Below are 13,162 nucleotides of genomic sequence, written 5' to 3'. Positions count from 1 at the left end.
TAGACGCACGCTAAAGTGCTCAGGCGTTGCCCGCACCCAAGGTTCAAAGAGCCATTTGATGACTAATCGTGTCCCTCATACCTGCCTCGCGCTGTTCGCCGGCCTGGCCTTCAGCGCCGGCGCGCTGGCCGGGGAAGTGCAGGTGGCCGTAGCCGCCAACTTCACCGCGCCGATCCAGGCGCTTGCCCCCGCGTTTGCCAAAGCGACCGGCCACACGCTGGTTGCGGCGTTCGGGGCCACCGGCCAGCTGTATGCGCAGATTGAACATGGCGCGCCTTTCGAGGTGTTCCTCGCCGCCGACGCCAGCACGCCGGCCAAGCTGGAAAGCGCAGGGCTTGGGGTTGCCGGCTCGCGCTTCACCTATGCGATTGGCAGCCTGGTGCTGTGGTCGGCCAAGGCTGATTACCTCGACGGCAGCGACGCGGTGCTCAAGGCGAACCAGTTCCGGCACCTGGCCATTGCCAACCCGAAAGCTGCGCCTTACGGCCGGGCCGCGAGCCAGGTGCTGGCTAACCTCGGCTTGAGCGCCGCGCTGCAGAGCAAGCTGGTCGAGGGCCAGAGCATTACCCAGACGCTGCAGTTCGTCTCGACCGGCAATGCCGAATTGGGCTTCGTCGCCCTGTCGCAGGTGTACAAGGACGGCCGGCTCAGCCGCGGCTCGGCCTGGGTAGTACCGGAAGAGTTGTATGAGCCGATCAAGCAGGACGCGCTGCTGCTCAAGAAGGGCGAGCACAACCCCGCGGCCAGCGCCCTGGTCGAGTACCTGCAAGGTCCGCAAGCGGCGGCCATCATCAAGTCCTTCGGTTACCAACTCTGAGGGTTCGCCGCCATGCCCCTCACCCAAGCCGATTTCGATGCCGTCCTGCTGAGCCTGCAGCTGGCATCGCTGACCACCGTGCTGCTGCTGCTGATCGGCACCCCCATCGCCTGGTGGCTGGCGCAGACCGACTCCTGGCTGAAGCAGCCACTCGGCGCCATCGTCGCCTTGCCGCTGGTGCTGCCGCCGACGGTGATCGGTTTCTACCTGCTGGTGAGCATGGGCCCGCACGGCGCTATCGGCCAGCTGACCCAGAGCCTCGGCCTCGGCACCCTGACCTTCACCTTCACCGGACTGGTGATCGGCTCGGTGTTCTATTCGCTGCCCTTCGTCGTGCAACCGCTGCAGAACGCCTTCGAGGCCATCGGCCGCGCACCGCTGGAGGCGGCGGCCACGCTGCGCGCCAATCCCTGGGATGCGTTCTTCACGGTGGTCCTGCCACTGGCCAAACCCGGCTTCATGACCGCGGCCATCCTCGGTTTCGCCCACACCGTGGGCGAGTTCGGCGTGGTGCTGATGATCGGCGGCAATATCCCCGGCAAGACCCAGGTCGCTTCGGTGCAGATCTACAACCATGTGGAAACCCTGGAGTACGCCCAGGCCCACTGGCTGGCCGGCGGCATGCTGGCGTTCTCCTTCATCGTCTTGCTGGCGCTCTACTCGGGCCGCCGCCGCGGCAGGCAGGGCTGGCAATGATCGACAGACTGTTCGGCGGCAAGCCGCCGACGCCGAGCCACAAGGAGCAGAACCTGATCCGCGCCCGCTTCAAGATCGAGCGCCCGGGCTTTGTCCTGGATGTCGACCTGAGCCTGCCCGGCCGCGGCATCAGTGCGCTGTTCGGCCACTCGGGTTCGGGCAAGACCAGCTGCCTGCGCTGCTTCGCCGGCCTGGATCAGGCCCCCGACGCTTACCTGCAGGTCAATGGCGAGCTGTGGCAGGACAGCGCAAATGGCCGGTTCGTCGCGCCGCACCAGCGCGCCCTGGGTTATGTGTTCCAAGACGCCAACCTGTTCGCCCACCTGTCGGTGCGGCGCAACCTGGAGTTCGGCCTTAAGCGCATCCCCGCCCACAGCCGGCGGGTGCCGCTGGAGCAGGCGGTCGAACTGCTCGGCATCGGCCATCTGCTGCAGCGCATGCCGGAGAACCTCTCCGGCGGCGAACGCCAGCGGGTGGCCATCGCCCGCGCCCTACTGACCAGCCCACGGCTGCTGCTGCTGGATGAACCGCTGGCCTCGCTCGACCTCAAGCGCAAGCTGGAGGTGCTGCCCTACCTGGAACGCCTGCACGCAGAACTGGACATCCCGATCCTCTACGTCAGCCATTCCCCCGACGAAGTCGCGCGCCTGGCCGATCACCTGGTGGTGCTCGAAGAAGGCCGGGTGCAGGCCAGCGGCCCCCTGAAGGAAACCCTGCTGAGGCCCGATCTGCCCTTCCTGTTCGAGGAGGATGCCGAGGCCGTGGTCGACGGCATCGTCAGCCACTACCAGCCGGACTATCGACTGCTAAGCATCCGCCTGAGCGGCACCGACGCCGTGCTGCAACTGACCCATGCGCCCCTGGCCACGGGCAAGCCGGTGCGGGTCAAGATCAAGGCGCGGGATGTCAGCCTGAGCCTGCATCAGGCCCAGGACACCAGCCTGCTCAACCTGCTGCCGGCCAGGGTCGAACACTGGCTGACCCTGGCGAATCAGGCGCAGATGCTGGTCAGCCTGCGGGTCGGCGATGAGCGGATGATCGCCCGCATCACCCGCTATTCCTTCGACAAACTGGGTATCCATGCCCAGCAGGCGCTGTGGGTGCAGGCCAAGTCCGTCTCGCTGCTGGCGTCCGATTGAGCGCAGCGACCCGCGCTGTCAGTCGCAAGTCGCTGTCTGCTTAGACGAACGCTACCTCGCGGACCAGGTCTGCTGAATGTACCGGCGGCTGGCGCCAATCCTTGACGGCATATTTCCGACGAAATCACTCTTTCGAGGCATGCTTGCAAGCCGCAGGCGCAGTAATCTCATGCGGTTGATGGATATGCCCCTCTGTCTCCGCATTGCTCAAAAAAATAACAAGGAGCACCCCGGAATGCGCAACACGCCGTTCTTACGTCAAATTTTCCTCTGCCTGACCGCGGCCCTCGCCTGCCTCTCACCGCTGGCTTTCGCCGAGGCGGCCAGCCCGCAGGAACAGGTCCAGGTCAAGGCCAGCCGGGCGACCAGCAGCCTGATGCTGTTACGCGGAGAAGGTTTCCAGAAGAAACACATGAGCACCCTCGAAGCCGACCTGCAAGCATTGGCCGGCGCGGTGCAGAGCCTGCCGCAAGGCAGCGATGGCCTGCGCAGTGCGCACCAGGAGCTGGTACTGCAGATCCGTCGTGGCGTGGACTTTGGCCCGAACGAAGCAGACCTGCCCTGGCGCTACCCGGAAGAGCTGAGCAAGGCGCTGCTGGGCGTACTCCACGAGACCCGTCAGCTCTCGCCGGAGGGCGACAGCGAACTGGCCGCCAAGCTTGAATACCTCGCCGTGCAATACCTGAGCCGCGCCTATCTGGGCAACTTCGAAATCGCCCGTGAGCAGACCGATAACTACCTGGGTCAGGACGAGCGCAAGCTGGTGCCCGCCATCGATGCCGAACTGGCCACCTTGGACAGCGCCGACTTGGGCAAGCTGAAGGTCCGCTGGGAATACCTGAAAGCCGCGCTCAACGACCTGAACAGCCAGAGCAGCGCCCTGCAAAGCGTCTCCGGCCGGGCCTTTGCACCCATGACCGTGTATCGCCATACCCGCGCGCTGAGTGCGCAGTGGATAGCCATGAAGTAGGTCGCGCCAGGCGCAGGCTGGCCTGAGCGGAGCGCCGATAACGGCACGGAGGCTGAACCACGCCGGCCGTGCCACCTGGCCCAGGCACAACTGGCGCTGACTCCCGGCAAACCGCCTGGTAGTTGCACAAGCAGCTGCACGCCTGAGGCGACTTCCCCGCCGGGAGGATGGCCACCTCCTAGAACAACCACGCAGCGTTTACCGGCCCGGGCAGGCGGCGAACCCGCTGTGCGCGGTCCACCCCCGGACAAACCTCAAGCGATCAGCGCAGCGTCTCGAGCATCCGGTAGTACCACATGCCAGCGGCCAGCATCGGGTTGCCGAACAGATCGCCGAGCGGCACCTTGATCTGCTTGCAGGCGGCAAAGGTATCGAACTGGCCAAGGGTGCCGGTCAGGGCGCTGGCCATGATCTCGCCCATGATGTGGCTGGTGGCGATGCCGTGGCCGGAGTAGCCCTGGCAGTACCAGACGTTGTCCGAGAGCTTGCCCAGCTGCGGGATGCGATTGATCACGATGCCCATGGCGCAGCTCCACTGGAAATCGATCTCGACGCCCCTGAGCTGCGGGAAGGTGCGCTCGATGCCCGGGCGCAGCTCGGCGGCGATGTCCCGCGAGTCGCGCCCCGAGTAGTTGCAGCCACCGCCGAACAGCAGGCGCTTGTCGGCGGTCAGGCGGTAGTAGTCGAGGACGAAGCGGCAGTCGTAGACGGCCAGGTCCTGCGGGTTGAGCTGCTCGGCCAACTCGCCCAACGGCGCAGTGGTGACGATGCCGCCCATGGCCGGGAAGATCATGCCCTTGAGCTGCTTCGCCTCCAGCTTGTGGTACACATCGCCGGCCAGCAGCACCTGCTTGGCGTTGATCCGCCCCCCGGCGGTGACCACCGCCGGGTTGGCGCCGTGGATGATCTGCAGCACCTCGGAATGCTCGAAGATCAGTGCGCCCAGGCTCGCCGCGGCCTTGGCTTCACCGATGCACAGGTTCAGCGGGTGCAGGTGCATGTTGCGGGTGTTCTTCAGCGCGCCGCAGTAGAGGTCGCTGGCCAGATGGTTCTGCACCCCGGCGCGATCGAGCAGGGTCACCTCGTCGCCCATGCCATGGCGCACGGCTTCGGCGTAGGAGGCTTCCAGCTCCTGCATGTGCGCCGGCTTCATCGCCGCATGCAGGTGGCCGTGCTTGAGATCGCACTGGATAGCGTACTTCTCCACCCGGTTCTTGATGATGGTGTGGCCGCGCCAGCGCAGGTGCCAGATGAAGTCATCCACCTCCTCGCCCAGGCTGCTGCGCATCTGCTTGCGCATGGCCGCGTCGCCCGACAGGCTGCCGGTGACCTGGCCGCCGTTGCGCCCGGTGGCGCCCCAGCCGATCTTGTTGGCCTCGACGATGGCCACCTTGAGGCCGCGCTCGGCCAGCTCGACGGCGCTGGCGACCCCGGTAAAACCGCCACCGATGATCACTACATCGACATTCACGTCGCCCCTGAGCGGCGGGTAATCGGTTTCCTGGTTGAGGGTGGCGCTGTAGTAGGACGGGCAGCGCTCGGCGGCGGGAATAACGGTATTGATAGCAGCGGTCATGGGTAATGTTCCTTGTGTGCAAGGTGGAAACCGCGCAGCGTTTCCCACCACGAAATTCGTTGAGTCTCAGGCCCGGCCCGGATGCGATCCGGCAAGGGTTCGCACGGCTGCCGGTTCGAGTGTTTTGCGGCTAAAGCCCCTCCCACCGCTGGCGGATCGTGGCCGGGGCTTTAGCCGCGACGCTTGGTGGGGACGACTCAGGCATTGCTCAGGTACCAGCGCCAGTCCTGCTCGCCGACCTCGGCCATGAACTGGCGGTACTCGGCGCGCTTGATCGCCAGGTACACCTTGAGAAACTCGTGGCCCAGCGCTTCACGCGCCCAGGCGGACTGCTCCAGGGCATGCGGGTCAGGCTGCCGGCCAGCGGGTAGGCACGGCAGTCGATGTCGCCAATCGCCCAGACCAGGCCGGTATCCTCGACCTCGTCGCCGTTGATGCTCAGGCCGAGAATGGTGCTCGGCAGCGGCCGGCCACTGGCATACACGGCAAGCAGCTCGTCACGGTGCAACAAGTTGCCGCGTGGCATGCCATTGGCGTCGAGGATGAACAGCTCGTACAGGTCGATTTCGGGGTTTTTCGCCAGGAATTGCTGGGCATCTTGCACGGAGGCGACTGGCATGGGGCTCTCGTTAGCGCCAAGGGGCGCACGTCCGGTCGGTGACAGCCGGACACAATCATCGGAAGGGCTGCACGCGGGTGCAGCCAACTTATTCAGACCAGAACGACAGAGCTATCCGGTGGGCGGGCATGACGGCAATGCCATAACGCCCAGAACGCGAGGGTTTGCGGTAGCAGGCAATTGCCTCGATCCGTTGCGCAGCCGTGCCGCTCACGCAGACGCGGGGCACTCGGTGAGGCAAGGAACAACGGCGCGGAAGAACACATGGCCAGCAGGTTCACACAGGCTAAAGCATCGGTTAAATCTGATTTTTCACATGCTTGGTTGCTGCATGGCTAAACATTGGGCCTAAAGGCCTGGTTTCAACGAGCGCGCAGGTTGGCCAGCACCCGCTCGGCATTCTCGGCGCACTGCATGCCCTCTGGTTTGCCCTCGATGGTGGCGATGATCGCCAGCAGCTGGGCCTTGTTCTGCACCAGGACCTGCTGCATGGCCTCGATCTCGCCGACCTTGCGCTGCAGGCTGGCCAGCAATTCATCATGGGCCCAGTCCTGCGAATCGGCTTTCGGCAGCAGCCGACGGATTTCGTCCAGGCTGAAGCCGGCCTGCTGCGCGCAGCCGATGATGCCCAGGGTCTGCAGCGCCTGCTCCGGGTAGCTGCGGTAGCCATTGGCCTGGCGCTGGGCGTTGATCAAGCCGCTGGCTTCATAGAAGCGGATGCGCGAGGGCGCGAGGCCGCTGCGGGTGGCCAGCTCACCAATCTTCATCATCTTCACTCCGGGCTATTGACCTTAAAGTTGACTTTAACCTTAGCCTTGCTCCATCTGCCACCCCGGAGTCCTCCATGAGCACCTTCGAAGCCCTGCATCTGCCCAACGGCAGTGTCATCCCCAATCGCATTGCCAAGGCGGCAATGGAAGAGAACCTGGCCGACCCGAATCAGGGCCCCTCCGCCGAGTTGCTGCGCCTGTATCGGGCCTGGGCCGAAGGCGGAGCCGGCTTGCTGCTGACCGGCAACGTGATGGTCGACCGCCGGGCCATGACCGGTCCGGGCGGCGTGGTCCTGGAAGATGAACGGCAGCTGGACAAGTTCCGCGAGTGGGCGCGCATTGGCCGGGCCGAGGGTGCGCAGATCTGGATGCAGATCAACCACCCCGGCCGGCAGATGCAGGCCAGCCTCGGCCAGCAGACCGTGGCACCCTCGGCCGTGGCGCTGGAGCTGGGTGGCCTGTCGAAGATGTTCCCGCTGCCCAAGGCGCTCAACGATGAGGAAATCGGCGGATTGATTGAGCGCTTTGTCCGCACCGCGCAGCTGGCTGAACAGGCCGGTTTCAACGGTGTGCAGCTTCACGCGGCGCATGGCTATCTGCTCAGCCAGTTTCTCTCGCCGCTGAGCAATCAGCGCACAGACCGTTGGGGCGGTTCGCTGGAGAACCGTGCACGCCTGCTGCTGGAGGTGGTCAAGGCGGTGCGAGCGGCGGTGGCCCCAGGCTTCAGTGTGGCGGTCAAGCTCAACTCGGCGGACTTCCAGCGCGGCGGCTTCGACGCGGCCGATGCCAAGCGCGTGGTGCAGTTGCTCAATGAATTGGCGGTGGACCTGGTCGAGTTGTCGGGCGGCAGCTACGAAGCGCCGGCCATGCAGGGCGACGCCCGGGACGGCCGTACCTTGGCGCGCGAGGCGTATTTCCTCGAGTTCGCTGGCGAGATCGCCGCCGCGGCGAAGATGCCGATAATGGTCACCGGCGGCATTCGCCGCTTGCCGGTGGTCGAGCAGGTGCTGGCCAGCGGCGTGGCCATGGCCGGTATCGGCACGGCGCTGGCCATCGAGCCGCAGTTGCCGCGACGCTGGCAGGCAGGCGAAGCCGAGGCCCGCGCCGAGCTGCCGCCGATCCGCTGGAAGAACAAGGTATTAGCCTCGCTGGCCTATATGGCCACCGTGAAGTTCCAGCTGGGTCAGCTCAGCCGGGGCAAGCGCACCAATCCACAGGTATCGCCGCTGCGTGCGCTGCTGCTGGAGCAGCTGAAGGCGGCGCGGCGCACCCGACTGTACAAGCGGCTGATGGCGCGCAACGTGCCGCTCTAGGGCTCCGGCTTGTAGCCCAGGCGCAAGCCGCCCCAATGGCGGCCCTGCACCTGAATCGGCACGGACAGGTCGTGCATCAGCTCGCCCGTGTCGCGCATGTAGGTCTGCAGCAGCAGGGGTTGCTGGTGGCTGCCGCAACGGATGCCGGTGCGGTCGTTGAACAGGCGCTTGCTGCGGCTCTTCGCCGTGTCGCGCACGCGGTCGCCGCTGGGCGGGTGGTTGAAGGCGTTGTTGTGGGTCGGCACATAGCCTTCCGGAGTGCTGACGATGGCGAACACCAGGCCTTCGTGGCGCGCCAGCAGCGGTTCCTGCAGCGCCGGCAAGACCTGATCGGCGTAGTGGTCGAAGCGGGTCTTGTACTTGGCCGGGAAACTGCCCGGAACCGGCTGATAGTGACGGTCGAAGAGGTCGTCGAGGCCGACCCGGCCAGCCTGGATGTCGGCCTCGAACTGGCCGGCGATGCTCGCGGCGCCTTCGCGGGCGAGGTCATAGATGCGCTGGTGATAATCGTCCAGGCCCACTGCGGCGAGCTGTTCGCTGACGGTCTCGGCCTGGCCGACCAGTTGCCCGGCGGCGTCGCCCAGCTGACGGGTCTGCGCCTCGCTGGCATGTACGTCACCGCGCAATTGCTCGACGGCGACGAACAGGCTGGCCAGGCGCTCGTGATTGCTTGCGGCGCCAGCGCTGATCTGCGCCACCTGGTTTTCCACATCCACGGCCAGCTCGGCGATGCCGTGCAACTGCCCACCAGTCTCCTCGACCTGCCGGGCGGCCTGATCCAGTTCACTGGCCTGCTCCTGAATATGTGCCACTACCGCCGTACTCTGCTGGCGGATATCGCTGACCATCTGGCCGACTTCCTCGGTGGCCGTGGCGGTGCGCGCGGCGAGGCTGCGCACCTCATCGGCGACCACCGCAAAACCACGGCCCTGCTCGCCGGCACGGGCTGCTTCGATGGCCGCATTGAGCGCCAGCAGGTTGGTCTGGCTAGCAATCGACTGGATCACCTGGGTCACCTTCTCGATCTGCTCGGTGCGGCTACTCAGGCCGTCGATCAACTCGCGGCTGGCCGCAGTCTGCGCGCTCAGGCGCTGCATCCGGGCAATCGCCTGGAGCAACGCCTGCTGGCCTTCGGCACTGCTCTGACGCACGGTCTGCGCAGACGCCAGGGTCTGTTCGGCTCGCCGGGCACTGTCCTGCTCGGTGTGGGTGATGGCATTGGCACCCTGGCTGATCTGTTCGACCGCGAGCAACTGCGACTTCAGCTTATCGGCCAGTTGCTGCACCGCATGCGCCACCTGGGCGGCGGACAAGGCGTTATGGCAGGTGTGCTGCGACAGGTCTTGACTCAGCTTGGCGAAATCCGCGCTCGCCGCGCTGCCTACCGACGCAGTGGAGTCTCCACGCCGCCAGGGACCGAGCCAGGGCCACAGGGCCAGCAGCAGGAACAAGCCAATGCTCAGGTAGCCAGGCAGCTGGAATAGCTGATAGGTCATGATCACGGCGACCAGCCCGAGTACATGCATGACGCAGGCGGCGGGAGAGCGGGTAATGGCAGTGCTCATGACGGACCTCATAGTTTTTATTCTGCGAATTCAGGGCCCACTGCATCCTTACTTGCGCCGCGGCGGCTCAAGCACCTGAGTCCGCGCACTGTCGGTGAATCGCTCGCCTACTCACTGAATCGGCAGATTCGGGACTATCTGTAGGCGACCAGCAGCCCGTCTCGGCGGCCACCCCGCGCAGCGGAGGTTGATTCGATCACGCTTGGCCATGCCAGACCATGACACTTTGGTCGCACACGGCTAACCGGTAAGGCGATGGCGCTGGATAAACCCGCGGTCGAGGTAATCCTTCCAGCGCCCGAACAGCTGCCCACCGGCGCTGTAGTCATGCCAACTGAGCAAGGCGCCGCCATCGCCAGTGGCAAGCAGGGCCAGACTCTGCCTTTGCGCGCGATAGTCGCGCAACGGCAAGCCCCGCAGCACCGCGTTGAGGTTGGCCGCCAGCACAGGCGCCTGACGCACCGAATACACCCCGCTCTTGCGCGCACCCGGCAGGCTGGCGCAATCGCCGACGGCGAAAATGTGCGGATGGGAATGGCTTTGCAGGGTCGTGGCGATCTGCACGAAGCCGTCTGCATCGCAGTCCAAGCCGCTCTGCGCCAGCCAGGGCAAGGCCTGGGCGCCACTGGCCAGGAGCAGGCGCGGGCCGCGCCAGACCGGCGCCGCCCCGCTGATCAGACAGTCGCCGTCGATACGGCTGATCGGACAGTCTTCGCGCACCTGCACGCGGCGCTGGCGCAGATGACCGAGGGCGCGCATCCGCAGGCCGGCCGAGTGGCCGGCCAGCAATGGTCCGCGGCAGAACAGTGCCAGCTGCGGCACCTGATCGGCCAAGGCCAGGGCCAACTCGACCCCGGCCGCGCCACCACCGAGAATTGCCAGCGGCTGCGGATCCGCCTGCCAGTTCTGCCAACCGCTGAGAAAGTCGGCGAACGGCTTGACCGCCAGTACCTGCATGCCCGCGCCCTGTTGCGGCGGGCAGGCGACTCGGCCACCGACATTCAGCGACAGCCAATCGGCATTCAGGCCACGACCATCGCTCAGTTGCACCTGTTGCTGCACGGCAGACAGCGCCTCGGCCTCGCCGACAATCAGCTCGACCTTGGCCGCCCGGCACAGCGGCGCCAGTTCGATCCGGCAATCCGCCGCGACGTGGCGCCCGGCCAGCAAGCCCGGCAGCATGCCCGAGTACCAGGCCTCGTGCCCGGCGCTGAGCAGGGCAATCCGCCCAGGCGGGCGCTCGATCCGCGCCCAACGGCGCAATACGCCCAGATGGGCATGGCCGGCACCGATCAGGATTAAATCGTAGTGGCTCATGGCTGTTTGAGTCCGTCGCGGTAATGGCTGGGCGTCTGCCCGGTCCAGCGCTTGAAGGCGCGGCTGAAACTGCTGGTGTCGGCGAAGCCGAGCAGGTAGGCGATCTCGCTGATCGAGCAGCGCGGGTCGCGCATATGCTGCAGCGCCAGGTTGTGGCGGGTGTCGGCCAGCAGGCCCTCATAGCTGCACTGCTCGTCGGCCAGATGGCGCTGCAGGCTGCGCAGGCTCAGGTGCAGGCTCTGCGCCACGCGTTCGGCCGAGGGCTCGCCGTCCGGCAGCTGCGCGGTCAGGCAGGCGCGCACCTTTTGCGCCCAGGTCGCCGCCTGCAGCTGGGCGAGGTTGCGCTCCAGCACCGCCTCGTTGAGTTCGGCCAGTTCCGGGTTGCCGTCGTCGAGGTGCTGCTCCAGCGCCGCGCGTGGGAAACGCAGCAGGTTCTCCGCCGCGGCGAAGTGCAGCGGCGCGCGAAACGCCGCATGCCAGGGCGCCGGATCGGCCGGCTCGGGGCGCTGCAGGTACACCGCCAGCGGGGCGAACGCGCGGCCCAGGCGGCTGCGGCAACTGCGCACGTAGATCGCCGCGAAGGCATCCAGCGCTTCGGGTGCCGGGGGCGGGCTATCGGCCGGCACGCGGAAGCGGAACTCGTAGCAGTCGGCGCTTTCGCGCAGTTCCAGCACTAGGGCGTCGCTGACCACCCGATGGTAGCGCTCGATGCGCTCGAACACCTCGCGCAGGCTACTGCTGGCGTTCAGCGCATAACCGAGGGCGTGGAAGGTGGTGGCGCTGACGTACTGCGAGGTCTTCAAGCCCAGCGCCGGATCGCCGCTGGCCGCCACCGCCAGCTGCCACAGGCGCGTGGTGGCCGACAGCGGGCAGCGGGCATTGGGGTCGTCGAGCAGGCGCGAATCCAGCCCGGCCTGGCGGCACAGCGCGGCGCTGTCCAGGCCCAGGGCGTCGAGCTGCTTGCGCAGGGCGCGGGTCCAGCTGGCCAGGGTGGTGGGTTCGGCTGTCATGCAGGTTGGCGTGTCCGGTCAACAGGTTGGCGTTCAGGGTCAGGCGGCTGGCCTACTCTCGCGGCACAGTAGCAGCATGTTCAAGCAGAGGATGCAGGCATGTCCCTTTCTCCCACAAGTGTTGCCCAGATGAATGATCAACAGCGATCGGTGCATATTCGCCAACAGGTGATGGCCCATGGCGTCGAATTGCGCCAGCGTTTCCCCCTGCTCAAGCACCAGGATGTCCTCGGTGCCGGCATCCTGGCCTTGGCCCTGGCCGGCATGCTCGGCTCTGCGGCGCTGTATCTTGGCGGCCATCTGGCCTGGTGGGCCTGCCTGCTGCTCAATGCCTTCTTCGCCTCGCTGACCCACGAGCTGGAGCACGACCTGATCCACTCGATGTATTTCCGCAAGCGCCGGGTGCCACACAACCTGATGCTGGCGCTGGTCTGGCTGGCGCGCCCGAGCACCATCAACCCGTGGATCCGCCGTCACCTGCACCTCAACCACCACAAGGTCTCGGGCAGCGAGCAGGACCTGGAGGAGCGCGCCATCACCAACGGCGAACCCTGGGGTATCGCCCGTCTGCTGATGGTCGGCGACAACGTCATGGCCTCGCTGATCCGCACGCTGCGGGCGAAGACCTGGGCGCACAAGCGCGCCATCCTGTGGCGCACCCTGCGGGTCTATGCGCCGCTGGCGCTGCTCAACTGGGGCACCTGGTATGTGTTCCTTGGCTTCCACCTGATCGACTTCGTCGGCGGCGCCCTGGGCGCACCGATCGCCTGGTCGGCCAGCACCCTAGCGGCCATGCACATCGTCAATATCGCCGTGGTGGTGCTGGTCGGGCCCAATGTGCTGCGCACCTTCTGCCTGCACTTCGTCAGCTCCAACATGCACTACTACGGCGACGTCGAGCCGGGCAACGTGATCCAGCAGACCCAGGTGCTCAACCCCTGGTGGTTGTGGCCGCTGCAGGCCTTCTGTTTCAACTTCGGCAGCAGCCACGCGATCCACCACTTCGTGGTCAAGGAGCCCTTCTACATCCGCCAGCTCAGCGTGCCCTTCGCCCACCAGGTGATGCGCGAAGCCGGCGTGCGCTTCAACGACTTTGGCACCTTTGCCCGCGCCAACCGCTGGACCCGCGTGCCCCAGGAGCAGCCGGAGGCGCAGTCGCAGACCGCCTGAAAGCGGCCGCGCCCTTCCCCGACTCTTGTGCGAACTCGCTGATGAACGTTCTGATCGTCCACGCCCACCCCGAACCCCAGTCGTCCTGCAGCGCGGAGAAAAACCTGGCCGGACGAGGGCATCGCCGCCGGCACGCCCTGGAGCGAGGTGCCGGACTGCGGGGTGGGCAAGGCCGACTTCGAGATGCAAGAACGCTAGCA

12 protein-coding genes and 2 pseudogenes are annotated in these 13,162 nt (G+C 66.2%); 7 read left to right on the top strand and 7 right to left on the bottom strand.

Annotation, left to right across the window (positions count from 1 at the left end):
* Positions 1–58 precede the first annotated feature (58 nt).
* The 4 genes from modA (at position 59) to LJY18_RS18920 (ending at position 3,622) form a co-directional block, all read left to right on the top strand.
* The gene (gene modA / locus LJY18_RS18935) at positions 59–817 is read left to right on the top strand and encodes a molybdate ABC transporter substrate-binding protein (protein WP_238043448.1); all 759 of its coding nucleotides are present in this window, start codon (positions 59–61) and stop codon (positions 815–817) included.
* A 12-nt stretch (positions 818–829) separates the two neighbouring features.
* Positions 830–1,513, top strand: coding sequence for a molybdate ABC transporter permease subunit (gene modB, locus LJY18_RS18930; RefSeq protein WP_238043447.1), 684 nt, complete (start codon positions 830–832; stop codon positions 1,511–1,513).
* Positions 1,510–2,652, top strand: coding sequence for a molybdenum ABC transporter ATP-binding protein (gene modC, locus LJY18_RS18925; RefSeq protein WP_238043446.1), 1,143 nt, complete (start codon positions 1,510–1,512; stop codon positions 2,650–2,652). The genes modB and modC overlap by 4 nt, the downstream gene beginning before the upstream one ends.
* A gap of 235 nt (positions 2,653–2,887) precedes the next feature.
* A complete protein-coding gene (locus LJY18_RS18920) occupies positions 2,888–3,622 on the top strand; it encodes a hypothetical protein (RefSeq protein WP_238043445.1) in 735 nt (244 codons plus the stop codon).
* 262 nt (positions 3,623–3,884) lie between these two features.
* Here LJY18_RS18920 and LJY18_RS18915 read toward each other — a convergent pair whose 3' ends face one another.
* From LJY18_RS18915 to LJY18_RS18900, 4 genes and pseudogenes are all read right to left on the bottom strand, one after another.
* The gene (locus LJY18_RS18915) at positions 3,885–5,198 is read right to left on the bottom strand and encodes an NAD(P)/FAD-dependent oxidoreductase (RefSeq protein WP_238043444.1); all 1,314 of its coding nucleotides are present in this window, start codon (positions 5,196–5,198) and stop codon (positions 3,885–3,887) included.
* Between the two features lie 197 nt (positions 5,199–5,395).
* Positions 5,396–5,485 (bottom strand): hypothetical protein, encoded by a 90-nt coding sequence (locus LJY18_RS22805; RefSeq protein WP_442964508.1) that lies wholly within the window; start codon positions 5,483–5,485, stop codon positions 5,396–5,398.
* A gap of 35 nt (positions 5,486–5,520) precedes the next feature.
* Positions 5,521–5,817, bottom strand: a pseudogene (locus LJY18_RS18905) (glutamine synthetase family protein); the annotation flags it as partial.
* A 362-nt stretch (positions 5,818–6,179) separates the two neighbouring features.
* Entirely contained in the window at positions 6,180–6,584 is a 405-nt protein-coding gene (locus tag LJY18_RS18900; RefSeq protein WP_238043778.1) for a MerR family transcriptional regulator, read from the bottom strand.
* 77 nt (positions 6,585–6,661) lie between these two features.
* Here LJY18_RS18900 and LJY18_RS18895 point away from each other — a divergent pair, with 77 nt between their 5' ends.
* Positions 6,662–7,900 (top strand): NADH:flavin oxidoreductase/NADH oxidase family protein, encoded by a 1,239-nt coding sequence (locus tag LJY18_RS18895; protein WP_238043443.1) that lies wholly within the window; start codon positions 6,662–6,664, stop codon positions 7,898–7,900.
* Here the strand turns inward: LJY18_RS18895 and LJY18_RS18890 are convergent.
* The 3 genes from LJY18_RS18890 to LJY18_RS18880 form a co-directional block, all read right to left on the bottom strand.
* Complete coding sequence (locus LJY18_RS18890; RefSeq protein WP_442964509.1) at positions 7,897–9,396, bottom strand: methyl-accepting chemotaxis protein; 1,500 nt, start codon at positions 9,394–9,396, stop codon at positions 7,897–7,899. The genes LJY18_RS18895 and LJY18_RS18890 overlap by 4 nt on opposite strands.
* Positions 9,397–9,705: 309 nt before the next feature.
* Positions 9,706–10,782 carry an FAD-dependent oxidoreductase gene (locus tag LJY18_RS18885; RefSeq protein ID WP_238043441.1) on the bottom strand — a complete coding sequence of 359 codons (1,077 nt, stop codon included), beginning with the start codon at positions 10,780–10,782 and terminating at the stop codon, positions 9,706–9,708.
* A complete protein-coding gene (locus tag LJY18_RS18880; protein WP_238043440.1) occupies positions 10,779–11,792 on the bottom strand; it encodes an AraC family transcriptional regulator in 1,014 nt (337 codons plus the stop codon). Before LJY18_RS18880 ends, LJY18_RS18885 begins: the two co-directional genes overlap by 4 nt.
* Before the next feature lie 99 nt (positions 11,793–11,891).
* On the opposite strand from LJY18_RS18880, the gene LJY18_RS18875 reads away from it, so the two are divergent.
* Both LJY18_RS18875 and LJY18_RS18870 read left to right on the top strand, forming a co-directional pair.
* Entirely contained in the window at positions 11,892–12,962 is a 1,071-nt protein-coding gene (locus LJY18_RS18875; RefSeq protein WP_238043439.1) for a fatty acid desaturase, read from the top strand.
* A gap of 105 nt (positions 12,963–13,067) precedes the next feature.
* Positions 13,068–13,160, top strand: a pseudogene (locus LJY18_RS18870) (rubredoxin); the annotation flags it as partial.
* Positions 13,161–13,162 lie beyond the last annotated feature (2 nt).

The organism is Pseudomonas sp. MMS21 TM103, from assembly GCF_022132145.1.
GTDB lineage: Bacteria > Pseudomonadota > Gammaproteobacteria > Pseudomonadales > Pseudomonadaceae > Aquipseudomonas.
The sequence above is the reverse complement of the archived record's forward strand: the minus strand, read 5'-3'. Positions and strand labels throughout refer to the sequence as shown.

Excerpts from the sequence above, each read along its gene's own strand:
- modB (WP_238043447.1), top strand. The coding sequence starts at position 830 with ATGCCCCTCACCCAAGCCGATTTCGATGCCGTCCTGCTGAGCCTGCAG.
- LJY18_RS18875 (WP_238043439.1), top strand. The coding sequence starts at position 11,892 with ATGTCCCTTTCTCCCACAAGTGTTGCCCAGATGAATGATCAACAGCGA.
- LJY18_RS18885 (WP_238043441.1), bottom strand. The coding sequence starts at position 10,782 with ATGAGCCACTACGATTTAATCCTGATCGGTGCCGGCCATGCCCATCTG.
- LJY18_RS18900 (WP_238043778.1), bottom strand. The coding sequence starts at position 6,584 with ATGAAGATTGGTGAGCTGGCCACCCGCAGCGGCCTCGCGCCCTCGCGC.
- modC (WP_238043446.1), top strand. The coding sequence starts at position 1,510 with ATGATCGACAGACTGTTCGGCGGCAAGCCGCCGACGCCGAGCCACAAG.
- LJY18_RS18920 (WP_238043445.1), top strand. The coding sequence starts at position 2,888 with ATGCGCAACACGCCGTTCTTACGTCAAATTTTCCTCTGCCTGACCGCG.
- LJY18_RS18880 (WP_238043440.1), bottom strand. The coding sequence starts at position 11,792 with ATGACAGCCGAACCCACCACCCTGGCCAGCTGGACCCGCGCCCTGCGC.
- modA (WP_238043448.1), top strand. The coding sequence starts at position 59 with ATGACTAATCGTGTCCCTCATACCTGCCTCGCGCTGTTCGCCGGCCTG.
- LJY18_RS18890 (WP_442964509.1), bottom strand. The coding sequence starts at position 9,396 with ATGACCTATCAGCTATTCCAGCTGCCTGGCTACCTGAGCATTGGCTTG.
- LJY18_RS18895 (WP_238043443.1), top strand. The coding sequence starts at position 6,662 with ATGAGCACCTTCGAAGCCCTGCATCTGCCCAACGGCAGTGTCATCCCC.
- LJY18_RS18915 (WP_238043444.1), bottom strand. The coding sequence starts at position 5,198 with ATGACCGCTGCTATCAATACCGTTATTCCCGCCGCCGAGCGCTGCCCG.